This window comes from Oceaniradius stylonematis (genome assembly GCF_965223445.1).
GTDB lineage: Bacteria > Pseudomonadota > Alphaproteobacteria > Rhizobiales > Rhizobiaceae > Roseitalea > Roseitalea stylonematis.
In genome coordinates this window covers 1,215,694-1,242,185 of the sequence record NZ_OZ244994.1, presented here as the reverse complement: position 1 = coordinate 1,242,185, position 26,492 = coordinate 1,215,694, and the positions used below count along the sequence as shown (strand labels likewise).

At 64.2% G+C, this 26,492-nt stretch carries 24 protein-coding genes; 19 read left to right on the top strand and 5 right to left on the bottom strand.

Features of this window, described 5'->3' with window-relative positions; genetic code table 11:
* Positions 1-8: 8 nt before the first annotated feature.
* From ACOQOU_RS06130 to ACOQOU_RS06095, 8 genes are all read left to right on the top strand, one after another.
* Positions 9-1,112, top strand: coding sequence for a DUF2333 family protein (locus ACOQOU_RS06130; protein WP_306025083.1), 1,104 nt, complete (start codon positions 9-11; stop codon positions 1,110-1,112).
* A gap of 327 nt (positions 1,113-1,439) precedes the next feature.
* Positions 1,440-3,119 (top strand): formate--tetrahydrofolate ligase, encoded by a 1,680-nt coding sequence (locus ACOQOU_RS06125; protein ID WP_109767588.1) that lies wholly within the window; start codon positions 1,440-1,442, stop codon positions 3,117-3,119.
* A 285-nt stretch (positions 3,120-3,404) separates the two neighbouring features.
* Complete coding sequence (locus ACOQOU_RS06120) at positions 3,405-5,603, top strand: anthranilate synthase (RefSeq protein ID WP_306025084.1); 2,199 nt, start codon at positions 3,405-3,407, stop codon at positions 5,601-5,603.
* Positions 5,600-5,908, top strand: coding sequence for a c-type cytochrome (locus tag ACOQOU_RS06115; protein ID WP_109767545.1), 309 nt, complete (start codon positions 5,600-5,602; stop codon positions 5,906-5,908). The genes ACOQOU_RS06120 and ACOQOU_RS06115 overlap by 4 nt, the downstream gene beginning before the upstream one ends.
* 44 nt (positions 5,909-5,952) lie before the next feature.
* The gene (locus ACOQOU_RS06110) at positions 5,953-6,078 is read left to right on the top strand and encodes a hypothetical protein (protein ID WP_281004550.1); all 126 of its coding nucleotides are present in this window, start codon (positions 5,953-5,955) and stop codon (positions 6,076-6,078) included.
* A 193-nt stretch (positions 6,079-6,271) separates the two neighbouring features.
* A complete protein-coding gene (gene leuA / locus ACOQOU_RS06105; RefSeq protein ID WP_196780423.1) occupies positions 6,272-7,948 on the top strand; it encodes a 2-isopropylmalate synthase in 1,677 nt (558 codons plus the stop codon).
* Positions 7,949-8,087: 139 nt separating this feature from the next.
* On the top strand, positions 8,088-8,753 hold the full coding sequence (locus ACOQOU_RS06100) for a hypothetical protein (RefSeq protein WP_109767543.1): 666 nt from the start codon (positions 8,088-8,090) through the stop codon (positions 8,751-8,753).
* A gap of 107 nt (positions 8,754-8,860) precedes the next feature.
* A complete protein-coding gene (locus ACOQOU_RS06095; protein WP_196780408.1) occupies positions 8,861-9,523 on the top strand; it encodes a hypothetical protein in 663 nt (220 codons plus the stop codon).
* Between the two features lie 13 nt (positions 9,524-9,536).
* Here ACOQOU_RS06095 and ACOQOU_RS06090 read toward each other — a convergent pair whose 3' ends face one another.
* A complete protein-coding gene (locus tag ACOQOU_RS06090) occupies positions 9,537-10,451 on the bottom strand; it encodes a metallophosphoesterase family protein (RefSeq protein ID WP_306025085.1) in 915 nt (304 codons plus the stop codon).
* Between the two features lie 99 nt (positions 10,452-10,550).
* Here ACOQOU_RS06090 and ACOQOU_RS06085 point away from each other — a divergent pair, with 99 nt between their 5' ends.
* On the top strand, positions 10,551-11,003 hold the full coding sequence (locus tag ACOQOU_RS06085) for an NUDIX domain-containing protein (protein ID WP_109767541.1): 453 nt from the start codon (positions 10,551-10,553) through the stop codon (positions 11,001-11,003).
* A gap of 6 nt (positions 11,004-11,009) precedes the next feature.
* Here the strand turns inward: ACOQOU_RS06085 and ACOQOU_RS06080 are convergent, their stop codons facing one another.
* Positions 11,010-12,002, bottom strand: a complete 993-nt coding sequence (locus tag ACOQOU_RS06080; RefSeq protein ID WP_306025086.1) for a glutathione S-transferase family protein — start codon at positions 12,000-12,002, stop codon at positions 11,010-11,012.
* Positions 12,003-12,261: 259 nt separating this feature from the next.
* Between ACOQOU_RS06080 and ACOQOU_RS06075 the strand changes: the two genes are divergently transcribed.
* Entirely contained in the window at positions 12,262-12,807 is a 546-nt protein-coding gene (locus tag ACOQOU_RS06075; RefSeq protein ID WP_306025087.1) for a GNAT family N-acetyltransferase, read from the top strand.
* Between the two features lie 30 nt (positions 12,808-12,837).
* Here the strand turns inward: ACOQOU_RS06075 and ACOQOU_RS06070 are convergent, their stop codons facing one another.
* Positions 12,838-13,551: a DUF1013 domain-containing protein gene (locus ACOQOU_RS06070; RefSeq protein ID WP_306025088.1), complete on the bottom strand. Its 714-nt coding sequence runs from the start codon at positions 13,549-13,551 to the stop codon at positions 12,838-12,840.
* 230 nt (positions 13,552-13,781) lie between these two features.
* Between ACOQOU_RS06070 and ACOQOU_RS06065 the strand changes: the two genes are divergently transcribed.
* Positions 13,782-15,968, top strand: coding sequence for an esterase-like activity of phytase family protein (locus ACOQOU_RS06065; protein WP_306025089.1), 2,187 nt, complete (start codon positions 13,782-13,784; stop codon positions 15,966-15,968).
* A 70-nt stretch (positions 15,969-16,038) separates the two neighbouring features.
* Here the strand turns inward: ACOQOU_RS06065 and ACOQOU_RS06060 are convergent, their stop codons facing one another.
* A complete protein-coding gene (locus ACOQOU_RS06060; RefSeq protein WP_306025179.1) occupies positions 16,039-17,019 on the bottom strand; it encodes an NAD(P)H-quinone oxidoreductase in 981 nt (326 codons plus the stop codon).
* A 94-nt stretch (positions 17,020-17,113) separates the two neighbouring features.
* Here ACOQOU_RS06060 and ACOQOU_RS06055 point away from each other — a divergent pair, with 94 nt between their 5' ends.
* The 8 genes from ACOQOU_RS06055 (at position 17,114) to serA (ending at position 25,443) form a co-directional block, all read left to right on the top strand.
* Positions 17,114-17,302, top strand: coding sequence for a DUF1192 domain-containing protein (locus tag ACOQOU_RS06055; protein WP_109767535.1), 189 nt, complete (start codon positions 17,114-17,116; stop codon positions 17,300-17,302).
* A 317-nt stretch (positions 17,303-17,619) separates the two neighbouring features.
* On the top strand, positions 17,620-18,135 hold the full coding sequence (locus ACOQOU_RS06050; RefSeq protein WP_109767534.1) for a DUF1465 family protein: 516 nt from the start codon (positions 17,620-17,622) through the stop codon (positions 18,133-18,135).
* A 123-nt stretch (positions 18,136-18,258) separates the two neighbouring features.
* Positions 18,259-19,611, top strand: a complete 1,353-nt coding sequence (gene glmM / locus ACOQOU_RS06045; protein ID WP_109767533.1) for a phosphoglucosamine mutase — start codon at positions 18,259-18,261, stop codon at positions 19,609-19,611.
* 201 nt (positions 19,612-19,812) lie between these two features.
* Positions 19,813-20,661, top strand: a complete 849-nt coding sequence (locus tag ACOQOU_RS06040; protein ID WP_245412939.1) for an outer membrane protein — start codon at positions 19,813-19,815, stop codon at positions 20,659-20,661.
* A gap of 273 nt (positions 20,662-20,934) precedes the next feature.
* The gene (locus tag ACOQOU_RS06035) at positions 20,935-21,912 is read left to right on the top strand and encodes a hypothetical protein (protein ID WP_306025090.1); all 978 of its coding nucleotides are present in this window, start codon (positions 20,935-20,937) and stop codon (positions 21,910-21,912) included.
* Positions 21,913-22,011: 99 nt separating this feature from the next.
* Positions 22,012-22,269 carry a hypothetical protein gene (locus ACOQOU_RS06030; protein ID WP_147393343.1) on the top strand — a complete coding sequence of 86 codons (258 nt, stop codon included), beginning with the start codon at positions 22,012-22,014 and terminating at the stop codon, positions 22,267-22,269.
* A 226-nt stretch (positions 22,270-22,495) separates the two neighbouring features.
* A complete protein-coding gene (locus ACOQOU_RS06025; protein ID WP_306025091.1) occupies positions 22,496-23,674 on the top strand; it encodes a phosphoserine transaminase in 1,179 nt (392 codons plus the stop codon).
* A gap of 173 nt (positions 23,675-23,847) precedes the next feature.
* The gene (serA, locus tag ACOQOU_RS06020; RefSeq protein WP_306025092.1) at positions 23,848-25,443 is read left to right on the top strand and encodes a phosphoglycerate dehydrogenase; all 1,596 of its coding nucleotides are present in this window, start codon (positions 23,848-23,850) and stop codon (positions 25,441-25,443) included.
* A 24-nt stretch (positions 25,444-25,467) separates the two neighbouring features.
* On the opposite strand, the gene ACOQOU_RS06015 is transcribed toward serA, so the two are convergent.
* Positions 25,468-26,385, bottom strand: coding sequence for a DMT family transporter (locus tag ACOQOU_RS06015; RefSeq protein WP_109767527.1), 918 nt, complete (start codon positions 26,383-26,385; stop codon positions 25,468-25,470).
* Positions 26,386-26,492: the final 107 nt, after the last annotated feature.

Below are 26,492 nucleotides of genomic sequence, written 5' to 3'. Positions count from 1 at the left end.
CCCAGCCGATGCTTGATCCCATCATCGCCTTCTTCCGGCGCATCTTCGAGGCGATCGGCCATGGCATCGGCGTCGCCATCGGCTGGCTCTTGTGGCCGTTCCTTGCCTTCTGGGCGTGGCTCGGCGGGCGCGGCTGGATCATCAAGATCCCGGTTTTCGCCATCCTGCTGGGCCTGATCGCCGGCTATGGCTATCTGTTCTACATCACCCAGTTCTGGCGCGGCGACGATCCCAACTATGTCGCCAGCTACAACTATTCCGAGATCACCACCGCCGCCGGCGAACAGTTGCCCGACGGCACGTGCCAACCTTCGGCCATGGTGCAGATGACGGCGGACCTGATCGACCGCAACGTCAACCAGGATATCTGGGTGCCGTCCAACCCGCTGCACAAGGCGGGTTTTTTCTTCGTTGCCGACTGGAAGGACACCCCGTTCTTCGACAACAAGGCGGCGTTCCAGCTCGGCACCAACCAGGCGATCCGGCGCACGGCGGTGGAACTGGTCGACCGGCTGGGGCGCGTGCGCGGCACATCGTCGGTCAACCAGAACCTTCAGGAAGCGCGCGAAGCGGCCAACTATCGCGAGGATGCGTGGATATTCACCTTCAGCCCGCCCTTCCTGCAGCCCTCGACGCAGGCCAAGCTGCGTGAGGCACGACAGGAACTGCTTGCCTTCAACGCCGAGCTCTCGGCCTGTCAGGCCGATTTCGATGTGCGCGCCGACAACCTCCTGCAATTCATCGATCGTGTGACCGCCGATATCGGCTCGACCTCGGAAATCCTGCAGCGGCGCATGGAGGCGGCGAGCTTTTTCGGCTTCGACCGCCGCGCCGACGACCGCTTCTGGTTCACCTATGGCCAGCTCTACGCCTATTACGGCATCCTGTCGGCGGCGAGTGTCGACTTTCAGGACGTGTTCACCCAGCGCAACCTGACGAGCCTTTGGGCGCGCATCGACGAGCAGATGAGCGATGCGCTGCAGGTGCGGCCGCCCTTTGTCGCCAATGGCAGCGCGTCGAGCCTGGTCAAATCGCATCTGGAATCGATCGGTTTCGATCTGCTGCGCGTCCGCTCGAACCTGGTCGAGATGCGCGACGTTCTGGACCGGTAGGACTTCGCTGCGTTCTGCACCAGCCGGCTTGACCCCCACCCTTCATCCCTCCCCACAAGGGGGAGGGAAGCCCTCTGCATCGGTGCCTCGTTGCTGTCGCCGTGCGAGGCGCCGACGCTGCAGAGCGAACTGGCATGTTTGTTCCCTCCCTGCCCCTGGTGGGGAGGGATGAAGGGTGGGGGTCGTTTGAACCAGACCCGGCACAGCGCTTGCGTGTCGCAATTCGCCTAACGCGTGGCTCTATTGCGATTGCGGTGGCCCCTCACTCGGTGGTCAATGGCCGGGCGCGGGCATGGCTGCCCAGCCGACACCGAGTGGGGGAGCCCGATGGCCGAATTCAAGACCGATATCGAAATCGCGCGCGCGGCGGCGAAGAAACCGATCCAGGAGATCGGCGCGAAACTGGGCATACCGTCCGACGATCTTCTGCCCTACGGCCATGACAAGGCGAAGGTTTCGGCCGAGTTCATCAAGTCCGTTCAGGGCAATGAGACCGGCAAGCTGGTGCTCGTCACCGCGATCAACCCGACGCCGGCCGGCGAGGGCAAGACGACAACCACGGTCGGGCTTGGCGACGGGTTGAACCGCATCGGCAAGAAGACCGCCATCTGTATCCGCGAAGCGTCGCTCGGCCCCTGTTTCGGCGTCAAGGGCGGCGCGGCCGGCGGCGGCTATGCCCAGGTCGTGCCGATGGAGGACATGAACCTTCATTTTACCGGCGATTTTCATGCGATCACCTCGGCGCACAATCTGCTCGCCGCGCTGGTGGACAACCACATCTATTGGGGCAATGCGCTCGACATCGACATGCGCCGCGTCGTCTGGCGGCGGGTCGTCGACATGAACGACCGGGCGCTGCGCGAGATGGTATTGTCACTCGGCGGTGTCGCAAACGGCTTTCCGCGCGAGGGCGGGTTCGACATCACGGTGGCGTCCGAGGTGATGGCGATCCTGTGCCTTGCCACCGACATCGCCGATCTCGAAGAGCGGCTTGGCCGGATCATTGTCGGCTACCGGCGCGACAAGTCGGCGGTCTATTGCCGCGACCTGAAGGCCGAGGGCGCGATGACGGTGCTGCTCAAGGACGCGATCCAGCCCAACCTGGTGCAGACGCTCGAAAACAATCCCGCCTTCGTGCATGGCGGCCCGTTCGCCAACATCGCCCATGGCTGCAACTCGATCATGGCGACCACGACGGCTCTCAAGGTCGCCGACTATGTGGTGACCGAAGCGGGCTTCGGCGCCGATCTGGGCGCCGAGAAGTTCTTCGACATCAAGTGCCGCAAGGCGGGGCTTTCGCCCGACGCGGTGGTGATCGTCGCGACGGTCAGGGCGCTGAAGATGAATGGCGGCATCGCCAAGGAGGATCTGGGCGCGGAGAATGTCGAGGCGGTCGAAAAGGGCTGCGCCAATCTGGGCCGGCATATCGAAAATGTCCGCCAGTTCGGCGTGCCCGCCGTGGTCGCCATCAACCATTTCCATTCGGACACCGATGCCGAGATCGCGGTGATCACCGACTATGCCGAGCGGATGGGATCGGAAGCCATCGTCTGCCGCCACTGGGCGGAGGGCTCGGCGGGCATCGAGGCGCTGGCCACCCGCGTGGCCGAACTGGCCGAAGCGGGCGCCTCGCAGTTCGCCCCGCTCTATCCCGACGAGATGCCGCTGTTCGAGAAGATCGAGACGATCGCCAAGCGCATCTACCGCGCCGAGGAGGTGATCGCCGACAAGGCGGTGCGCGACCAGCTTCGCGACTGGGAAGCCAAGGGCTATGGCGACCTGCCGATCTGCATGGCCAAGACGCAATACTCCTTCTCGACCGACCCGCTTCTGCGCGGCGCGCCGACCGGCCATACCGTGCCGATCCGCGAGGTGCGCCTGTCCGCCGGCGCGGGCTTCATCGTCGTCATCACCGGCGCGATCATGACCATGCCCGGCCTGCCCCGCACGCCGTCGGCCGAAGTGATCCGCTTCAACGAGCAAGGGCTGATCGAAGGGTTGTTCTGAGGCCCGGCCGGCCGGCGGACATGGCTCCTTGGTATCTGCCGCCGCCGGTAGATCGGTCGCGTGATGGAGCCGGTCGCCCTTCCGCCGATCATCGCCATACAACGGCAAAGCCGATTGCGTTCCGAACACGGTGGCGCTAAGCTCGCACGATGATCAACCCGAACGCACATGCTTGGTGGTGGGCTTCGCTCTAGGCGGGGGTTCACGCATATGCATGTCCAACAACCGCCCGATTGCCGTGGCGGTTTTTTTGTGTCCGTCCGGCGGGCATGAAAGGACCTGGAGATGACCGCCCATATCGCAGCCACGGCGCCGGTCGATGCCTATGTCACCGTCGGGGGCGTACGCGTTGCGCGCCGGCAGGAACAGGCCGATTACCACACGGCGATCGACCGGATGACGGACGATCTGGACAGCCGCATGGGCGCCGTCCTGTCGTCCAACTATGAATATCCGGGCCGTTATACGCGCTGGGATACGGGCATCATCGATCCGCCGGTGATGATCTCGGCGCGCAAGCGGCAGATGCGCATCGAGGCGCTGAACGCGCGCGGCATCCCGCTGGTGGCGATGATCGGCACCGCGCTTTCCGGACATCCCCACATCGAAACGCTGGACCGGGCCGATGGCGGACTGGATATCGCGATCACCGAACCGGGCGAGATTCTGACCGAGGAGGACCGGTCGCGGAACCCCTCGGTCTTTTCGGTACTGCGCGCCATCGTTTCTCACTTCTCGTCGGACGAGGACGAGGATCTGATGCTGGTCGGCGCGTTCGGCTACGACATCGCCTTCCAGTTCGATCCTGTCGAAGAGACGCTGCCGCGCGATCCCCAACAGCGCGATCTGGTGCTGTTCTTCCCCGACCGCATCCTGGTCGCCGACAACCACGCTGCGCGCGCATGGATCGATTGCTACGAATTCTCGGCCAGCGGCGTGTCGACCGAGGGCATTGCCCGCGCCGAAACGCCGGCGCCTTTCGTGCCCACCGAGACCGTGCCGCCGCGCAGCGACCATGAGCCGGGCGAATATGCGCGGCTGGTCGACCGGGCCAAGCAGCGCTTCGCCTGCGGCGACCTTTTCGAGGTCGTGCCCGGCCAGATGTTCTACGAGCGGGTGGATTCGAAGCCCTCGGCGATCGCCCGGCGGCTGAAGGCGACCAATCCGGCGCCCTATTCCTTCTTCATGAATCTCGGCGAGAACGAGTTCCTGGTGGGCGCCTCGCCGGAAATGTTCGTCCGGGTGACCGGACGGCGCATCGAGACCTGCCCGATCTCGGGCACGATCGCGCGCGGCACCGATGCGATCTCGGATTCCGAGCAGATCCTCAAGCTGCTCAACTCGAAGAAGGACGAGAGCGAGCTGACCATGTGCTCCGATGTCGACCGCAACGACAAGAGCCGGGTGTGCGAACCGGGCTCGGTGCGGGTCATCGGGCGGCGGCAGATCGAGATGTATTCGCGCCTTATCCACACGGTCGACCATGTCGAGGGGCGATTGCGCGAAGGCATGGACGCGTTCGACGGGTTCTTGAGCCACGCATGGGCGGTGACCGTCACCGGCGCGCCGAAACTGTGGGCGATGCGCTTCATCGAAAAGCACGAAAAGAGCCCGCGCGCCTGGTATGGCGGCGCGATCGGCATGGTCAAGTTCAACGGCGACATGAACACCGGGCTGACGCTGCGGACCATCCAGATCAGGGACGGCATCGCGTCGGTGCGGGCCGGCGCGACGCTGCTGTTCGACTCCGACCCGGACGCCGAGGAGGCCGAAACCGAACTCAAGGCATCGGCCATGCTGGCTGCGATCCGCGAATCGGGCCGGTCGAACGCCGATGCCGGCCCGCGCGAGACGCGGCGCGTCGGCGAGGGCAAGCGCATCCTGCTGGTCGACCACGAGGACAGTTTCGTGCACACGCTGGCCAACTATTTCCGCCAGACCGGCGCCGATGTGCGCACGGTGCGCGCGCCGGTGCCCGATGCCGCCTTCGACGACTTCCGGCCCGATCTGGTGGTGCTGTCGCCCGGACCGGGAAAGCCGAAGGATTTCGACTGCAAGGCGACGATCCGAAAGGCCCGCGCGCGGGACCTGCCGATGTTCGGTGTCTGCCTCGGGCTGCAGGCGTTGACCGAAGCCTATGGCGGATCGCTCCGTCAGCTCGGCTATCCGATGCATGGCAAGCCTTCGCGCATCCGCGTGCACGAGCCCGGCGCGGTGTTCGCCGATCTGCCGCGCGAGATCGTCGTCGGTCGCTATCACTCGATCTTCGCCGATCCGTCGCGCCTGCCCGAGGCGTTCACAGTGACGGCGGAGACCGAGGACGGGATCGTGATGGGCATCGAACACCGGTCCGAGCCGGTGGCGGCCGTCCAGTTCCACCCCGAATCGATCATGACGCTCGGCGGCGATGCGGGCATGAAGATGATCGAAAATGTGGTCGGGCGGCTGGTGGAGCGGGGACAGGCGACGGGGTCGCCGCGATGAGATGGTGGCTGGCTGTGCCTGTCGTTGTGGCCGCGGCCGGACCGGTCTCGGCCGATGAGCTGGCCTTTGGCCGGGCTCTGGTCGCCGACAATTGCGCCCGGTGCCACGCGATCGACGCCGGTGATGCAAGCGCCCACGACGAAGCGCCGGCGTTCCGCACCCTCTTGCGCGATTATCCGGTGGACGCGCTGGAAGAGGCGTTCGCCGAACGGATCGTCACCGGCCATCCGGACATGCCGGAATTCACGGCGACGCCCGAGCAGATCGGCGCGATCATCGGCTATATCGAATCGATCCAGCGGTGACGTGCCGCTTGCAACCGTTGCATCGCTGGCCTACACAGGGCGTCATGATCGACGCCCGCACCATTTCCGCCTCCGATGGCGTGAACACCCGCCCGGCACGCGCCGGCGGCAAGGATGCGTTCGGTCGCGCACTCGGCCTTCTCCTTCTTATCGGCGGCTGCCGGGCCTGATCTTGCGACAGGGCGCCCGGTGGCCGTATCAGACGGCTCCGTTTGACGCCGTTTCGCCCCGTCTTCTTTACATCGTCAATCGAATGGATCAGACACCGCTTGAGAGGCGACCATGCGTCGCCGCCGGGGCGGGCGAAGGATGAAGATCATGAACACGCACGTCACAGCCGCCAAGACGCCGACCAGTGCCGGCATGCCCGACGCGGCCCGAAAATACCGCGCCTATCCGCCGGTCGACCTGCCCGACAGGACATGGCCGTCGAAGACGATCACGACACCGCCGATCTGGTGCTCGGTCGATCTTCGCGACGGCAACCAGGCGTTGATCGAGCCGATGGGACATGAGCGCAAGACGCGCATGTTCGCCCATCTGCTCAAAATGGGCTTCAAGGAAATCGAGATCGGCTTCCCATCGGCCAGCCAGACCGATTTCGATTTCGCACGCTGGTGCGTCGAAGAGGGCAATGTGCCCGATGACGTGTCGCTGCAGGTGCTGGTGCAGTGCCGGCCCGAACTGATCGAGCGGACCTTCGAATCGCTGGAAGGCGCGCGTCATCCGATCGTCCATTTCTACAATTCCACCAGCGAATTGCAGCGCCGGGTCGTCTTCGGCAAGGATGTTGAGGGCATCAAGCGGATTGCCACGGACGCGGCCAAGCTGGTCACCGACATGGCGGCTAAGGCCGGCGGCGGCTACCGGTTCCAATATTCGCCCGAAAGCTTCACAGGCACGGAGTTGGAAGTGGCGCTGGAGATCTGCAACGCGGTCACCGAGATCGTCCAGCCGACGCCCGACCACAAGCTGATCCTCAACCTGCCGGCAACGGTGGAGATGTCGACGCCCAACATCCATGCCGACCAGATCGAATGGATGTGCCGCAACATCGACAAGCGCGACTGCGTCATCGTCTCGCTGCATCCGCACAATGACCGCGGCACCGGCATCGCGGCGACCGAGCTGGGGCTGATGGCCGGCGCCGACCGGGTGGAAGGCACATTGTTCGGCAATGGCGAGCGCACCGGCAATGTCGATCTGGTCACGCTGGCGCTGAACATGTTCACGCAAGGGGTCGATCCGAAGCTGGACATCAGCGACATCAACGCGCTGCGCGATGTCTACGAGCACTGCAACCAGCTCGCCATACCCGAGCGACACCCTTATGTCGGCGAACTGGTCTACACGGCCTTTTCCGGCTCGCACCAGGACGCGATCAACAAGGGCATGAGAGCCCATCGCGAGGCCAGGTCGGACCTTTGGGAGGTGCCCTATCTGCCGATCGATCCGGAGGATGTGGGCCGCAGCTACGAGGCGATCATCCGCATCAACTCTCAGTCGGGCAAGGGCGGCATCGCCTATATATTGCAGGCCGATTACGGGCTGAACCTGCCCCGCAATCTGCAGGTCGAGTTTCGCGAGGTAATCCAGGAGATCACGGACCGCGAAGGGATCGAGCTGTCGTCGGAGCGCATCCACCAGGCGTTCATGGCAACCTATGTCGATCTGCCCAGCCCGCGCATCCGCTTCGTCGGCCACACCACGGCGCCGGATCCGGACGATCCGGAAGGGCGGATCGTCGATGCGGTGCTGATAGACGGCAATGAGGAAATCGGAATTCGCGGTTTCGGCACCGGGCCGATCGACGGGTTCGTCGATGCGATCAATCGCCATTACGAATTGTCGATGACGGTGCGCGACTATTCCGAGCACTCGCTTCAGCACGGTTCGGACGCGGCGGCCATTTGCTACATGGAAATGGACAATGCCGACAAACGCGTCTTCGGCGTCGGCATCAACAAGAACATCGTCGCCGCTTCGCTCGAAGCGATCGTGTCGGCCGTCAATCGGGTTCGGGCGGCTCCGCAAGGCTAGGTTGCGCCCTGCCTGTGAAAAACACCCGCCGATTGCGACCTGCTGCTTTATGCTTTGTTGTGATCGGCGCGGGTTTTGGACTAGGGTCGGGACGGGCCGGGGGGCGGCCCGTCAATGAACAACCATTCAGCCAGGGATCATGAACACGGCAAACGGGACTTCAAGCGGCAGCCAGAACGAACCGGCCGTCAGCCCGGAAGAGGTTCGCGCCGCGCTTGAAGTGGTCGTCAACAGCGAGACCCTGGCCCGCGCCGACCGGGCCCGTTCGCTTCTGGCCTATCTGGTCAAGGCCGAGCAGAACGGCGAGGCCGCGCGCCTGAAGGGTTTCACCATTGCCCAGGACGTGTTCGGCAAGGATGACGATTTCGATCCCGCGATGGATGCGGTCGTGCGCGTCCAGGCTGGCCGGCTGCGCGAACATCTGACGAGCTTTTATGCCGGCGAGGGCAAGGACGAACCGGTCCGCATCACCGTGCCGAAGGGCACCTACGTGCCCTGCTATGTCCGCCGCCCGAGCGCGGCGGGCGCCGCCAGCGCTCCGGCGGCGCGACCCAACGGCAGCGGCGGCCGCCCCGAGGCGCCCCGGATCGTCGATTTCGGAGCTTCGGCGAGCGCGTTCAAGCTGGACCGCACGATCGAGGACGCGCCGCTGGCGGCAACGCGCTCCCTGTCCGACAAGCCGCCGGCCGGCGCTCAGGATGCGCTTCTGAGCCCCTTCATCGTGCGCAACGTCAAGCGATTCTGGCTGGCGCTCGCGATCATCGTGCTGCTGCTGACGGTGATCCTGTTCCTGGTCTGGCGTTGACGCGCCGGTCAGCGCCGGGTTGCGGTGCAAATGCGGCCGGGGCTCTCGCATTGCGCCGGCAAACTTGTTAGGTTCGCGTTAACCATTTGTTGACGGGCAGGGCCGCCATGAGCGCCGACGAGCACAAAGACAATCCCAACACGCGCCTTGTGGACGCGGTGCGGCAGGTCAAGATCGCCGCCGCCGAGCGCAACGATGTCGTCGTGGACATGAAGGAGGCCGACCGCGCGCGGCTGGAAATCCTCGCACAGGAACTCAAGCCGGTGTTCGACGACGTGCCGGCCGACGATGAGCGTTTCGATTTCGCCATCTCGTCGGGCCTGCAGCCGCGCTTGTGGATCGATGCGACCGCGCACGTGATGATGGGCCGCGACCGGCGCACCTACCGTTTCGTGCGCGACACGCGGCTGGGGCGGACGATCCTTGCCGAGGCGACGGCGGTCGATCCGGTGATGTCGGCGGTGACGACCTATATTGCCGAGCGCTTGCACGAACGCGAGATGGCGTTCGCGGCGGACGAGATGGTGACCTATCGGGCCGGCGTCAGCCAGCGCGGGCCTGCGCCGGTCGAGGATGCCGCGGAAACCGCATCAGGCCCCGGCGAGGCAGAGCGGGCGGGGGATGATGCAAGCGTCGCCGAGGCGGCGCCGCTGTCGCGGCGCGAGCGCACCAGCGTCACCCGCATGAGCCGGGTCGGCTGGCTGCTGATCGGCGGTTTCATCGCGCTTGCCGCCGCCGCGCTCTATTTCCAGGATCTTCTGGTCCCGTAGACCGGCCATCGTTTCAGTCGCCGGGATGCAGGTCCCGCTTGTCGGTGAGTTCCAGCGGACCCGTGCCGGTCGTCGCCGACCATTCCTGCAGCGTGCAGGTCCAGCGTTTCGGGTCGCCGTCGATCGAAAACAGATTGTAGGCGCCGGGCGGCCGCCTGGCGCCGGGGGACTGGCCGGCCGCCGGCACGCCGATCACCGGCACGCGCCCACCACCGGGTCCGGCGATCTGGTGACGCTGGGCGAGGTGGGTGTGGCCGTGCAGAACGAGCTCCGCGCCGGCTTGGGCAATCACGTTCTGGAAGAGCGAGATGCCGTAGAGCCGCTTTCGCGGGATCGTCGCGCCGCGCACCGGCGGATGGTGGATGAGGACGATGCGGAACAGACCGGCATTGCCCGCATGTTCGAGCGCTTTGCGCAGATTGCGCGCCTGTGCGCCCTCGAACCGGCCTGCGGCGACGAAGGCGGGTGTCGCCACGGCGCTCGATGCGCCGATGATGGCGACCGGGCCGCGCACCCGGACGAAGGGGAAGTCGTCGTTCGAGGCGGGCGCGCGCCCATCGTCGCCGGTCATCCAGGGCGCCCAGGCGTGAAAGGCACGGTCGAGCGCGCCGCGCACATAGGCGTCATGATTGCCCGGCACGATGCTGACCCTGTCGGGCACGCCCAGTTCTTCCAGCCACAGCGCCGAGGCGCGCAATTCGGCCTCGAGCGCCAGGTTGGTCAGATCGCCGGTGACGGCAATATGGTCGGCGCCGCTCTCGGCGGCGGCGCGCGTCACCCGCTCGAGCGTGGATTCCGCCAGCGCACCGGCGCGGCCGCGATGCCAGTTGATATAGCCGGTGAGCCGCTTGGACATCAGTTCGCGCGCAGAGACCGCTGGCAACGGCCCCAGATGGATGTCCGACAAATGGGCGAGCGAGAAAGTCATCGCGGCTTGGTAAGGGGTTTTTCCGGGAAGTCAAAACCGGCATGATCGGCGTGCGGGCCGGCGGGCGATTCGGCCCCATATCGAGCCGTCGAGCCGCCCATGTCGTTCCGTACGCGCCTTTTTCACCTGTTCTTCATCCTGACCCGGCCGGTCACGCTGGGCGCCCGCGCCATGGTGATCGATGCCGACGAGCGCGTGCTTCTGGTCCGGCACACCTATGTGCCCGGCTGGCACCTGCCGGGCGGCGGCGTGGAGCCGGGCGAGACCGCGCTCGACTGCGTGATCCGCGAGGTGCGCGAGGAGGGCAATGTGGTGGTCGATGGCGAGATGGTGCTGCACGGCCTGTTCCACAACAACGGCGCGTCGCGGCGCGACCATGTGGCGGTCTATGTGTGCCGGACCATCACACGGCGCGCGCCCAAGCGGCCGGACCGGGAGATCGCCGCCGCCGACTTCTTTGCGCTCGACGGTCTGCCCGAAGGCACGACGCCGGCGACCCGGCGGCGCATCGAGGAATGGCGGACGGGGCATCCCCCGGCCGCACGCTGGTGACGCGCGTCAGGCCGCTTTTGCGTCCAGACGGTCGCGGCCGTGCGGTTCCGAAAAATCGATATCAGGCCCGGCGGGGATGATGCGCGTCGGATTGATCGTTTCGTGGCTGCCGTAATAGTGCGCCTTGATGTGGTGCATGTTCACCGTCCCGGCGACACCGGGCATCTGGTAGAGTTCGCGCGTATAGGCCGAAAGGTTCGGATAGTCCGCGATGCGGCGGATGTTGCATTTGAAGTGGCCGACATAGACCGGGTCGAAACGCACGAGCGTCGTGAAAAGCCGCCAGTCCGCCTCGGTGATCCGGTCGCCGACCAGATAGCGCTGCCGCGACAGGCGCTCTTCCAGCCAATCCAGCGTCTCGAACAGCGGCGTCACCGCTTCCTCGTAGGCCTCCTGGGTGGTGGCGAAGCCGGACTTGTAGACGCCGTTGTTGACCGTGTCGTAGACGCGCTCGTTGACGGCATCGATCTCAGCGCGCAGCGCCTCGGGATAGAAATCCTGCGTGTCGCCGGTCAGTCCGTCGAACGCCGAATTGAACATTCGGATGATTTCGGAGGATTCATTGGAGACGATGGTTCCGGTCTTTTTGTCCCACAGCACCGGGACCGTGACCCGGCCGGTATAGTCCGATTTGGCGCGGGTGTAGATCTGGTGCAGACGGTCTGCGCCGAACAGCCTGTCCCCGGTGGCCGCATCATCGGTTTCGAAGGTCCAGCCCTGATCGCCCATGAAGTGGTGGACGACGGACACATCGATCATGTCTTCGAGCTTTTTGAGCTTGCGAAAGATCAGCGTGCGGTGCGCCCAGGGGCAGGCCAGCGACACATAGAGGTGATAGCGGCCGGCCTCCGCCGCAAAGCCGTCGTCGCCGCCCGGCCCCGCCGTACCGTCCGGCGTCACCCAGTTTCGGAAAGACGAATCCTTGCGGACGAAACGGCCCTTCGTCTTTTTGGTGTCGTACCACTGGTCGTGCCATTCGCCGTCGATCAACAGGCCCATCGCCGTTTCCTCCGTTGCTGTCCCGTATGCCGTCTCAGGCCGGAGATAGGACAAAGTGCGCCCAGGGTCACCGCCCCTATGGCGAACGCACCGTCAACCGATCCGGTTCCCGCCGACATTTTCGCTTTACGGACCGCGTGCACGGTGCTAGCCCGATCCGATCATGTTGACGATCCCGATGCGACGACCACGACGATGAATTTTGCCGGTTTTCCGGCCCCTTGCTGACGTCGTTTTTCCGTATCCGGACCCTTTTCCCATGACCGACCATCTTATTGCGCCCGAACGGGCGGAGTGCGCCGACGCGATCGAAGCCCTGCATGCCGAGGCGTTCGGGCCCGGCCGCTTCACCCGCGCGGCATTCCGGCTGCGCGAGCAGGGACCGCACGATCCCGCGCTTTCCTTCGTCGCCCTGTCGCCGGGCGGCGGTCTGCTCGGCTCTGTGCGGCTGACACCGGTCGTCACGGCGGAAAGCGGCCATCGCGGCCATCTGCTGGGGCCGCTGGCGGTGGCGCCCGACTACAAGAACCAGGGTTTCGGGCGCGCGCTGGTGCGGCGCGCGGTGGATGCCGCGTCGGCGACGCCGGGCAGCGCTTACGTGCTGCTGGTGGGCGATGCGCCCTATTACGCGCCGCTCGGTTTCCGGCAGGTGCCTGCCGGGCGCCTGAGGCTGCCCGGCCCGGTCGATCCGCGCCGGCTTCTGGCTCATCCGTCGGGCAACGATGAGATCATCCAAGAGCTGGCCGGTCTGGTCGGCTACGACCACGGGCAAGCCGTTCCGGCTGCGCAAGGCTGCGCCGGCTGACCCGGCGCCGGATACGACCGGGGCAGGGCGTTATTCCGCCTTGGTGTCGTCGTCTTTCTTCAGCGCGTTGAGCTTGGCGAAGACGGCATCGGCGTCAATCTCGTCTTCTTCGCTCGCAGGTGCGGGCGTGTGGGTGTCGCCGCCCTCGAAGACCGGCATGGATTCGGTCTGCGCGGCGGGCAGCAGCGTGTCGCCGGCCTCGGTCTCGGGCTCGGCCGGGCGGTTCTTGGCGGCTTTCTGCACTTCCATGTCCAAATCGATCTGCGAGCACAGGCCGAGCGCCACCGGATCGACCGGCTGCAGATTGGCCGAGTTCCAGTGAGTGCGGTTGCGCACCTGTTCGATCGTGTTCTTGGTGGTGCCGACGAGACGCGAGATCTGCGCGTCCTTCAGCTCGGGATGGTAGCGCACCAGCCACAGGATTGCGTTGGGCCGGTCCTGACGCTTGGAGACCGGCGTATAGCGCGGGCCCTTGCGCTTGGCCTGCGGCACGCGAACCTTGGGATCGGACAGTTTGAGCACATGGTTGGGGTCGGCTTCGCCCTTTTCGATCTCTTCGCGCGAAAGCTGGCCGGTGGTCACCGGGTCGAGCCCCTTGATGCCCTGCGCCGCTTCCTCGTCGGCGATCGCCTTGACCTCGAGCGGATGCAGCGCGCAGAATTTGGCGATCTGGTCGAAGGTGAGGCCGGTATTGTCGACCAGCCAAACGGCGGTCGCCTTGGGCATGAGAAGCTGGTTTGCCATCTGCGTGAACCTTTCGTGCGAATAAAGCTTTCCCGTTCGTCCGCGCCGGTGTCGCGGGCGTGGGCTGAGCCACCAATGTCCGGAAGATTTTGCCGATATACGCCGCGCGGCGCCCGAGTGCAATGCCGCGCATGGCTGTGAACAGTCATCTTTGTTTCATCAAAGCGTCACGCGACTGTCACCGGTCCGGGAAAAGACGGCTCCATCGCTGACCCGAGGGAGCTTCCACCATGCGCACAATCCTGTTGTCGTCCGCCGCCGCTGTCGCCCTGTCCGCCGCCCTTGCGGCACACGCCCATGCCGACGCCTTCAACCGTGTCGCTTCCTTTCCGGTCAACACGAACATTCCCGACGCGATGGGGCAGGAGAGCGAAAGCTCCGCCGAGATCATCGACGCGACCGGGGACGGCATGATGCTGGTCTATTCGGACAGCCCGCTGGGCGGCATCGGCATGATCGACATTTCCGATCCGGCCAATCCGGCCGCCGCCGGCTTTGTCGCGCTCGACGGCGAGCCGACCGCCGTCGCCGTGCGGGCCGGCCACGCCATTGTCGGGCTGAACACGTCGGAAAGCTACACCGAGCCGTCCGGCACGATCGTTTCGGTCGATCTTTCTTCGGGCGAAGTCGCCCATGGCTGCGATCTGGGCGGTCAACCCGATTCGGTTGCCGTGTCGCCCGATGGTTCGCTGGTGGCGATCGCCATCGAGAACGAGCGCGACGAGGATCTCAATGACGGCGTCATTCCGCAGATGCCGGCCGGCTTTGCCGTGACCTTCGCGCTCGATGGCGGTGCGATCGATTGCGACAGCCGGGTCGTTGCCGACCTGACCGGCCTGGCCAAGGTGGCGGGCGATGATCCGGAGCCCGAGTTCGTCGACATCAACACGGCCAATGAAGTCGTCGTCACGCTGCAGGAAAACAACCATATCGCCATCTTCAACGGCGAGACCGGAGAGATCGTCTCGCACTTTTCCGCGGGCGCCGTCGATCTCGACAATGTCGATATCGACGAAGAGCGCGCGCTGACCTTCGACGGCACGCTCCAAGGCGTCGTCCGCGAGCCCGATGCGGTGAAATGGCTGGACGAGAACCGGATCGTCACGGCGAACGAGGGCGATTATGAAGGCGGATCGCGCGGCTTCACCATCTTCTCCAAGGACGGCGACGCGCTCTACGAAAGCGGCCTTTCGTTTGAATATGAAGTGGCGATGATCGGCCACTATCCCGAGCGTCGCTCCGGCAACAAGGGTGTCGAGCCCGAGGGCATGGAGGTCGCCGAGATCGGTGGCGCGACCCACATCTTCCTCCTCAGCGAACGCGGCTCGGTGATCGGCGTCTACCGGGACAATCCCGAGGGCGAGCCGGAACTGGTGCAGATCCTGCCGACGGCGCTGGGCCCGGAAGGCGCGGTGGCCATCCCCGGACGCAATCTCGTGGCGGTGGCCAATGAAGTGGACCTGATCGAGGATGGCGGCGTGCGCAGCCATGTCACGATCTACGAGCTGGGCGAGGGTGAAGCGCAATATCCGACGATCCGCTCGATGATGGACGATGCGGGCCGCCCGGTCGGCTTTGGCGCGCTGTCCGGCCTTGCCGCCGATCCCGAGCAGCCGGGCATTCTGTACGCTGTCAACGACTCGTTCTACGCGATGCAGCCGACGATCTTCACGATCGACGCCAACCAGACGCCGGCCCGGATCATTGCGGCAACGCGCGTCACCCGCGGCGGGGCCAATGCCCAGCTTCTCGATCTGGAAGGCATCACACCGGACGGAGAGGGCGGGTTCTGGCTGGCCTCCGAAGGCCGCACCGACCGGATGGTCCCGCACGGGCTCTACCATGTGAACGCCGATGGCGAGATCGAGGAAAGCGTCGCTTTCCCGCCCGAACTGCTGGCGGTCGAAAAGCGGTTCGGCGCCGAAGGCGTGACCAGGGTCGGCGATACGCTGTGGGTCGCCATCCAGCGCGAATGGGCCGATGACGAGGACGGTTTCGTCAAGCTGGTCGCCTACAACACCGGAACCGAAGAATGGGGCGCGGTGCGCTATCCGCTCGAGCAAAAGGGCGCCGGCTGGGTCGGCCTGTCGGAGATCGTCGCCCATGGCGACCATGTCTACATCATCGAGCGCGACAACCAGATCGGCGCTGCGGCCGCGCTGAAGAAGATTTTCCGCGTGCCGCTGGCCGAGATGCAGCCGGCCGCACTTGGCGGTGAGCTTCCGGTCGTCAGCAAGGAAGAGGTGCGCGACCTTCTGCCCGATATGGCGGCCTTCGGCGGCTATGCGCTCGACAAGGTCGAGGGGCTCGCGGTGGACACCAATGGCGACTTCTTCGCGGTCACCGACAATGACGGCGTGGACGACTCAAACGGCGAGACGCTGTTCATGCGCCTCGGCCAGCTCGAAGGCTCCTGATCAAAGGCTGCCCGTCGTATCAGAAATGAAAACCGGGCCATGCGCCCGGCCTTCCTTGTTTTGCAGAGGCTCAGGCGACGTCGAGCACGATCTTGCCGGTGTGGGCGCCTTCATCCATCCGCTCATGGGCGCGCCATGCGTCGGCGAGCGGGAAGATCATGTCGATGACCGGCGCGACCTTGCGCTGTTCGAGAAGCGGCCAGACGGCCTCGTCCAGTTCGCTGGCCAGCCGTGCCTTGAACTCGACTGAGCGGGCGCGCAGCGTCGAACCGGTATGCGTCAGCCGCTTCATCATCAGCTTGGAGAAGTCGGCCTCCGCTTTGCGGCCTTTCAGAAAGGCGATCTGGACGATGCGCCCGTCAATGGCTGCGGCCGAATAGTTGCGGTCGATATAGTCGCCGCCGACCATGTCGAGGATGACGTCGGCGCCGTGCCCGTCGGTCGCGTTCCTGACCGCATCGACGAAATCCTCGCTGCGATAGTTGATCGCCCGGTAGGCGCCAAGCGCGACGCAGGCCCTGCATTTTTCGTCGGTGCCCGCGGTGACGATCACCCGTGCCCCGAAGGCGACGGCAAGCTGGATCGCGGTCGTGCCGATCCCCGATGCGCCGCCATGCACCAGCATTGTCTCGCCGCGCCCGAGGCCGCCGCGCTCGAACACATTGTGCCAGACGGTGAAAAAGGTTTCCGGAACGGCGGCCGCTTCGGTGAAGGTGAAGCCGGCGGGCAGCGGCAGGCAATTGCTGGCATGGGCGATGCAATATTCCGCATAGCCGCCGCCGGGAACCAGCGCGCAGACCTGGTTGCCGGCGGACCAGCGCGAGACGCCCTCGCCGAGCGCGTCGATCGTGCCGGAGACTTCAAGCCCCGGCAGGTCGCTTGCGCCCTTGGGCGGCGGGTAGGCGCCCTGCCGCTGGAGCATGTCCGGACGGTTCACGCCCGCGGCGCGCACTGCAATGCGCACCTCGCCGGGTCCGGGTTCGGGGATCGGTCGCTGGACGGGTTGAAGGACCTTGGGGCCACCCGGTTCCGTGATGGCGATTGCGTTCATTTGCGGCATGTCTGATTATCCTGAGATCTGGAATTGGGGCGTCTGTTGACGAGATGGTTGCGAGTGGCAACAGGCGAAGATTTGGGAGGCGGACATGATGGACGATGAAAAGCAGACGGCCTCGACGGCCGCTCATGTGATCGGCCGGGACATTGCGTCGATGTCGGTCGACGAGTTGGAACGGACTATCGACCGCCTGCGCGAGGAAATCGCGCGGATCGAGGCCGAAATCGACGCCCGCGCGGTCACGCGCAGTGCCGCCGATGCAATTTTTCGAAAATAATGCGTCAGTGCCGGCCAATTCGCAAACCCGTTAACCGTGTGTTAAGCTTTACGGGTGTTAACTGGAATGGTTCGAATTTTGTTCGAATTCAACCAGAGTGACTTCGTTGCTTTGTTTGACGCCTCCCTGTTTAACTCCTGAGAGCCGTTTTTACGGCTCTTTTTTTTGACCTGATCTGGGATGGGACCGGCGGCGTGGGGCGTTAACCCTCCGTTAAGGATGCGCTTGCCCTCCTGTGCGAAAAGTCGGACAATCGTGGCGTTCAGCAGCGCGGCGCGCCAAAAGGTGCCTGCGAACGTCAGCAGGGATCGATCGGCATGTCAGGCGGCTCAAACACCATCCGTTTCATCGACCACAAGGTGGCATCGTCGTCCTTCACCGAGCTTTACGGCGAGGGGATGCAACTGGTCGAGGAAACGGCGGCCTATCTGGACGGGGAAGGCCGCAAGGAGGCCAAACGGCTGGGCCGGTCGACGGCGACGCTCTATGCGGCCGAGTCGATGCGGCTGACGACCCGGCTCATGCAGATGGCATCCTGGCTGCTGCTGCAGCGGGCGCTCGCCAACGGCGAAATGACATCGGACCAGGTGGACAGCGAAAAAAGCAAGATCCGCCTCGACACGATCTCGCCGGCTGCCGATCTGGAAAACTGGAACAATCTGCCCGAACGGTTCCGGGCGCTGGTTCACCGGTCGCTGCGCCTGCAGGCGCGCATGCAGCGCATGGATCTCGACCTTGGCGCCGACGATGCCGCCCGGTTCGACGACATCTCCGCCGACAATCCGGTCAACACGCAGATCAACCTGCTCAAGACGGCCTTTGGTGACCGGTGACCCTCTGGTCCGCCGTCCGATCACGCGCCGATACCGGCTGAAAACTATTTGTTCCTTTGTTTCAGCGCGGCGCTGTAATATGGCGCGCAGGGCAATGGCAGGGGCATTTTCGGGGATATCGGCATGACACGACGCTACTTCGGCACGGACGGGATTCGCGGCACCGCCAACAAGTCGCCGATGACGCCGGAGATCGCGATGAAGGTGGGCATGGCCGCCGGCGTCGCCTTCCAGCGCGGCCGGCACCGCCACCGCGTGGTGATCGGCAAGGACACCCGCCTGTCCGGCTACATGATCGAGAACGCGCTGGTTGCCGGCTTCACCGCCACGGGCATGGACGTGTTCCTTCTCGGCCCGGTGCCGACGCCGGGCGTTGCCATGCTGACGCGGTCGCTGCGCGCCGATATCGGCGTGATGATCTCGGCGTCGCACAACGCCTTCCAGGACAATGGCATCAAGCTGTTCGGGCCGGACGGGCACAAGCTGTCCGACGAGATCGAGATGAAGATCGAGCGGCACATGAACGAGGATCTGTCGGGCAAGATGGCCAAACCGGCCGACATCGGCCGGGCCAAGCGCGTCGATGGCGATCTGTTCCGCTACATCGAGTTCGCCAAGCGGACCTTCCCGCGCGCCATGTCGCTGTCCAAGCTGCGCGTCGTCGTCGATTGCGCCAATGGCGCGGCGTACAAGGCCGCACCCTCCGCGCTTTGGGAACTGGGCGCCGATGTGGTGCCCATCCACGACAAGCCCGACGGCATGAACATCAACCGCGATTGCGGCTCGACCAACCCCAACTCGCTGCGTGCCAAAGTGCTGGAAGTGCGCGCCGATCTCGGCATCGCGTTCGATGGCGATGCTGACCGCATGCTTATCGTCGACGAAAAGGGCACGGTGGTCGATGGCGACCAGCTGATGGCCACGATCGCCGATGACTGGAAGCGCAACGAGATGCTGCGCGGCGGCGGGATCGTCGCGACGGTGATGTCCAATCTCGGCCTGGAACGCTATCTCGATGCGCAGGGGCTGGCACTGGCGCGCACCAAGGTGGGCGACCGCTATGTGGTCGAGCACATGCGCGCGCATGGCTACAATGTCGGCGGCGAGCAATCGGGACACATCATCCTGTCCGATTATGCGACGACCGGCGACGGGCTGATCAGCGCCTTGCAGATCATGGGCTGCATCGTCGGAAGCGGAAAACCGGCAAGCGAGGTGTGCGCCAAGTTCGAGCCGGTGCCGCAGGTACTCAAGAATGTGCGGTTCGGCGGCGGCAAGCCGCTGGAAGACAAGCGGGTCAAGAGCGCTGTCGACGATGCCCGCGAAAAGCTCGGCAATACGGGCCGTCTCGTCATCCGCCCGTCGGGCACCGAGCCGCTGATCCGCGTGATGGCCGAGGGCGACGATCCGGTGCTGGTCGAGAGCGTTGTCGACGGGATCGTCGGCGTCATCGCCGATCTGAAGACGGCCGCCTGAACAAACCTTCCGCACATCGCTCCGCCGGCGCGCAGGTGCCTGTCAGTGCTCGTTGTCGCCTGTTCATGGTCAACAAACATGGTCAACAGACACGGTTAAGTGCACTTTAACCTTTCATGGTCATTCTTCCCGAGAGCTTTAACCTTGCCCGCAGACGAGCATGCCGGGTTGTTCGAGGGAACGAGTATGAACCATGCAGCCATGAAACTTGCTGCGTCGGCCGCCATGGTGGTCACGCTTGGCATGTCCGCAAACGCGGCCGACATCATAGAGCCGGTCGTCATCGAGACGCCGGTGCATTACCCCGAAGCCGTTCCGGCCAAGGTGTCAGGCTGGTACATCCGTGGCGATGTGGGCTATCTTTGGAGCGACTTTCGCGGCGCGGACTATCTGACCTACGGCGCGGGCGTTGCCGGTCATCCCGGCCTGCTGGAGGGTGAACTCAAGGGCTCGTTGTCCGTCGGCGGCGGCGTCGGCTACCAGATCAGCCATTATCTGCGCACCGATCTGACGCTCGACTACAACTTCAAGTCCGATTTCACCGGTACCTCGTCCGGCACCTGCACGATCGTCGGCGGCGGCGGACCCGCGGCTTGCTCGTCCACCGACACCACCGGCTACCACGCCTGGACGCTGCTGGCGAACGCCTATGTCGATCTGGGCACCTACAAGGGCATCACCCCCTATGTCGGCGCAGGTCTCGGCGGCGTCTACATGAAGTGGGACGATCTGAACAACACGATCGGGCCGGGCTTCGACCAGTCGGGCACGATCACCCACAGCGGTACGTCCGACTGGCGCTTTGCCTACGCGCTGATGGCCGGTGCCTCCTATGCGGTCAACCATCGGCTGTCGGTCGATCTCGGCTATCGTTACAAGCACATTTCCGGCGGACGCATGTTCGAATATGCCAGCGCCACCGGCCCGGGCTTCGACCGCGCGATCAATGTCCACGAAGTGCGGGCAGGCCTGCGCTACAAGTTCGGCGAATCGCACCAGCCCTACACGCCGCCGCCGCCGGTCTACGAGCCGCCGGTCGTCTACAAGTAAGCGGCCTTCCGCCATCATCGCATAAGCCCGGCTTGTCCTGCAGCCGGGCTTTTTGCCGTCTGCCCAGGCGGTGATGCCGATGCGTACGACCGGTAGCGTTTGTTCGGGCCGGTCTGCACCGGGTTCCACGAGCCGTCGGCCGGCTGGCGGTTTTTTCCGTAGGCGGGAGTGTGTGACGGTGACGGCTGATAGAACCTGACCAGCTCATGATGTTTTGTCCATCATGACCAACCATCGACATCAACGCTGAACTTGCCCCGTGGCTATCCCGCCGTGGGCTTTTTTGTCGGTCTCAAACTGGTTTCGTCGATACGCGTGTCAGCCATGCCCATGCAAGGAGCTGTTAGGGGGAGTTGCCTTTCCGGACAGCTTGCTGATTATTTGGAGCTGATCCCAGCCAATCGAGCCGAGCGCATGTCCAACAATTCTGATCAATCTTCGCCCGTTTCACTGCGCGAGATGGAGCAGCGGGTGGCGCGACTCGAGGATGATGAGCTGGCAGCCGCGCGCAAACTCTACAATCACGCCCGTTGGATGGTGTCGCTGTTCATTGTGTTCATCAGCGTGATATTCGCGACGGTCGCGTTCATTCAGTTGTCCCAGTCAAATACGTACTTTGAGCAGATCGAGGCCGTTCTCGATCAAGGTCGAGAGGACATTGAAAAACTGACCGGGGGCGCTGGGTTTACCGGATACAGGCTTGACGGTGAATTCATCGACAACAATTTTCAAATGTATTGGAATGGTAGAAGTATTTATAGCGAAGATCGAAAGGCCGCTGAGCTTGTTTTTATTGGTAACATGTCAATGTATTCTATCGATGATCGGGTTGGTGATCTGGTGCTATCCGGAATTGAGTGGGATCATCAATCAATATTCACTCGTGTGTTCAGTGACTTGAGGGAAGATAGCCCATTGTTCTACAGGGCAATTTTGAGTAATGCGTCCCGGCCAACTGTCGTCAAAGAGGTATCTCCTGTCGGACAAACCGTCGGGGTCGTAATGCCTTTCCGGTATCGAGCAGAGTTCAACAGTTGCGATCAGTATGACAGGTTTGTGGCAATCGTACGTGGTGATCCGCCGCATCTGAGGACGGTGTTCACGCCCTTGTTTGCAAATGCAGTGCGGCCAGTTGGTCCGACTGACATCGCGGTCGAGCTGGTCGAGACGTTTCCGTTCCCCGAATGCGACTCGCTGCCAGCGTCTTTCAGCGTGCGCGAACTCATGCAGGAAGGCGAGACGGAGCAGTAGTTTGGATTGCTTCGATGCCGAAGCCTTTGCGGCCCCTTTTTGATTGCCAAGTACGATTTTGTTTCTTTCATGTTCCGTTGTTGAACGGGGATGGATGCCATGCCGCAGCGCACCCGAAAATTGGAGCGCCGGGGCTGGTATCGGCACCCCCGGCACCGCGATCCCGATGACGGGCTGTTCTGGCAGTGCCGCCTGAAGATGGGGCGCGTGCACCGCGGGCCGACCGGCTGGGTCTGGACCAGTTATTGCGGCGATCGTGCTTGGGGTTTGAAGGCGAGCAAGGAAGAGGCCAAGCGCGAGGTCGAGAAGCGCGCCGATCTGGGCCGAATCACCGCGCAGTGCTGGCCGAAGGGTTGACCGGTGGCCTTGGCAGGTTCACCCGGTCGGATGATGGAACATCCATGCAACCTGCTGTGTCAGTTCTGTGCCACTTTTCCCGACATGTTCATGCACCGTTCGTCCCAAACCTGCAAAACTTGCACGGTAAGAGACCATCAGACTTGAAGGAATGCAAGGGTTCCGGTATGCGCGGCGGCGGGACACCTCCCCCCAACGGGAGGCAGCTATCTGAAAGGGTAGAGACATGACAGCTGACCCCGTCAAGCCGGACATTCGTCCGGCCAATATCCGTTTTTCATCCGGCCCCTGCGCGAAGCGTCCGAACTGGTCTGCCGACCGGCTCGAAACGGCTCCGCTTGGCCGTTCCCACAGATCCAGGATCGGCAAGGCCCGGCTCCAGCTGGCGATCGAGCTGACGCGCGAGTTGCTGCGCGTTCCGGACGATTACCGCATCGGCATCGTGCCGGCGTCCGACACCGGAGCCGTCGAGATGGCCATGTGGTCGCTGCTCGGCGCGCGCGGCGTCGACATGGTTGCCTGGGAGAGTTTCGGCGCCGGCTGGGTGACCGATGTCGTCAAGCAGCTCAGGCTGGACGATGCGCGCACGATCTCGGCCGATTATGGCGAACTGCCGGACTTGTCTCAGATCGATTTCGACCGCGATGTCGTCTTCACCTGGAACGGCACGACATCGGGCGTGCGCGTGCCGGACGGCGACTTCATCCCGGCCGACCGGCAAGGCCTGACGATCTGCGACGCCACGTCGGCCGCTTTCGCCCAGCGGCTTGATTTCGCCAAGCTCGATGTCACCACTTTCTCCTGGCAGAAAGTGCTGGGCGGCGAGGGCGGCCATGGCGTCATCATCCTTTCGCCGCGTGCCGTCGAACGCCTCGAAGCCTACACGCCGGCCTGGCCGCTGCCGAAGATCTTCCGCCTGACCAAGGGCGGCAAGCTGATCGAGGGCATCTTCAGGGGCGAGACGATCAACACGCCCTCCATGCTGTGCGTCGAGGACTATATCGATGCGCTTCAATGGGCCAGATCGATCGGCGGGCTGGACGCGATGATCGCCCGCGCCGACGCCAATCTCGATGCCATCCAGTCCTTTGTCGACAGTGTCGACTGGCTGGAGAATCTCGCCGCCGATCCGCAGACGCGCTCCAACACGTCCGTGTGCCTGAAGATCACCGACCCGGCTGTCACGGCCATGGACGAGGCCGGGCAGGCCGCGTTCGCCAAGGCGATGGTCTCGGCGCTGGACGCCGAAGGCGCGGCACTCGACATCGGCGCCTATCGCGACGCGCCGCCGGGCCTGCGCATCTGGGCCGGCGGCACTGTCGAGACCGCCGATCTCAAGGCGCTGATGCCCTGGCTGCAATGGGCTTTCGACATGCAGAAGGCGTCGCTCAAACAGGCGGCCTGATTCCCCTTGCGCCATCCCCTCGTGCTTCGAGGCTCGCAACCATTCCCTCATCGTGAGGTGCGAGCGTAGCGAACCTTGAAGGGCGCGGGAATGGCTGCTCACACCTCAGCATGAGGGGATGGATCAGTTGCCAAAGGCTCGCCATCCCGTTCCAAACACACAGGAAAAGACCCGTGACAAAACCCCGTGTTCTCGTTTCCGACAAACTGTCGCCCACCGCCGTCCAGATATTCAGGGACCGCGGCGTCGACGTCGATTTCCAGCCCGACCTTGGCAAGGACAAGGACAGGCTGCTGGAGGTGATCGGCCAGTATGACGGCCTCGCCATTCGCTCGGCGACCAAGGTGACCGAAAAGCTGATCGCCGCAGCCGACAATCTCAAGGTGGTCGGCCGCGCCGGAATCGGCGTCGACAATGTCGACATTCCTGCCGCATCGCGCCGCGGCATCATCGTCATGAACACGCCGTTCGGCAATTCCATCACCACCGCCGAACATGCGATTTCGATGATGCTCGCCGTCGCGCGGCAGATTCCGGCCGCGGACATCTCCACCCGCGCCGGCAAGTGGGAAAAATCGAAATTCATGGGCGTCGAGATCACCGGCAAGACACTGGGCGTGATCGGCTGCGGAAATATCGGTTCGGTCGTCGCCCAGCGCGCGATCGGGCTGAAGATGAACGTCATCGCGTTCGACCCTTTCCTGTCGGAAGAGCGCGCCATGGATCTGGGCGTCGAGAAGGTGGAACTGGATGAACTTCTCGATCGTGCCGACTTCATCACGCTGCACACGCCGCTGACCGACAAGACGCGCAACGTGATCGACGCCGCCGCCATCGGGAAGATGAAGGACGGCGTGCGCATCATCAACTGCGCGAGGGGCGGGCTCGTTGACGAGGCGGCTCTTGCGGAGGCGCTCAAGGCCGGCAAGGTGGCCGGCGCCGGCATCGATGTGTTCGAGATCGAGCCTGCGACCGAAAGCCCGCTGTTCGACATCCCCAATGTCGTCTGCACGCCGCATCTGGGCGCCTCGACCACCGAGGCGCAGGAGAATGTGGCGCTGCAGGTGGCCGAGCAGATGAGCGACTATCTGGTCAAGGGCGCGGTGACGAATGCGATCAACATGCCGTCGATCAGCGCCGAGGAAGCGCCGATCCTCAAGCCGTTCGTCAAACTGGCCGAGGTGCTCGGCGCCTTCGTCGGCCAGGTCGCCGAGTCGGCCATTCTCGAAGTGGAGATCCTCTATGACGGCTTGACGGCGGAGCTGAACACAAAGGCGCTGACCAGCGCGACGCTGGCCGGCTTGATCCGGCCGCAGGTGGCCGATGTCAACATGGTCTCCGCGCCTGTCATGGTCAAAGAGCGCGGCGTCATCGTCTCGGAGGTCAAGCGCGACAAGTCGGGCGTGTTCGACGGCTACATCAAGCTGACCGTCAAGAGCGCCAACCAGACCCGCTCGGTGGCCGGCACGGTCTTCGCCGACGGCAAGCCGCGCTTCATCCAGATCAAGGGTATCAATCTGGACGCCGAGATCGGCCGCAACATGGTCTATACAACCAACAATGACGCGCCGGGCATCATCGGCATTCTGGGCACGACCTTCGGCGACAATGGCGTCAACATCGCCAACTTCCAGCTTGGCCGCAACCGGCCCGGCGGCGATGCGATCGCGCTTTTGTATGTCGACGATCCGGTGCCCGAACACGTGCTCGACAAGGTGCGCGGGTTCCCGGAAATCCTGTCGGCCAAGCCGCTGATGTTCGACGTCTAGGATTGGATAGCGTGATCCGGCCGCTCAGCCTTGACCGGCCGGCTTGCGTTCCGCCAGCCAGATGCCGCCGATCACCAGGACCATCGCGATGGCGTGGTGCACGCCGAACACCTCGCCGAGGATCAGGACGGCCATGACGGTGCCGATCACCGGGACCAGATTGACGAACAGGCCCGCCCTGTTTGAGCCGATCATCTCGACGCCGCGCATGAAGAAGACCTGGGCGAAGATGGCGGGGAAGACGGCGGTGTAGATGGCGACGAGCCAGCCCTGCATGTCCGGCACGATGCCCGCCGGCGAGCGCCACTCGAGAAAGGCAAACGGCCAGGACACGACCATGGCGGAAAACGCCATGGCAAGCATCATCGATTTCCAGTGCAGGTCGGGCTTGTAGCGCAGCGCCACCGAATAGCCGGCATAGAGCAGGCAGGCCAGCGCCATGAAGGCATCGCCCCGGTTGATGACCAGTCCGACAAGCTGATCGAGACTGCCGTTGGACGCAACGAAGGCGATGCCGATCAGCGACAGGAGAAAACCGACGATCTGCGCCGGGGTCACGCGGGTCCGAAAGACCGCGAAATTGAGCAGGAAGATGAACATGGGAATGCCGGCCTGCCAGATCGCCACATTGATCGCCGATGTGTGGTTGAGCGCCGAATAGAGCGCGACGTTGAAGCCGGCAAAACCGGTTGCGCCATAAATGAACAGCAGCGGCAGGTGCCGCACGATCTTTTGCCGGTCGGCCCAGAATTGCGGGCCGGCAATGACCAGAAGGATCGTGAAGGCCATCATCCAGCGCACGCTGGTCAGGATCATCGGCGAGATGTGGCCGACGGCGAGCTTGCCGGCCACCGCATTGCCGCCCCAGAAGATGGTGGTCATCACCAAAAGCAGATAGGCGAGGCGGTTGACCTGGGCGGTCGGTGCGTCCTGGGCCGGCATGAAGGCTCCGTGTTCGGCGGTCGGACGGCCTACATGGCGCAGCATCGGCCGATTTGCGAGGAAAAACCCGTCACCGGGTCAATTCGGCCCTATCGCGGCCTCGCGCT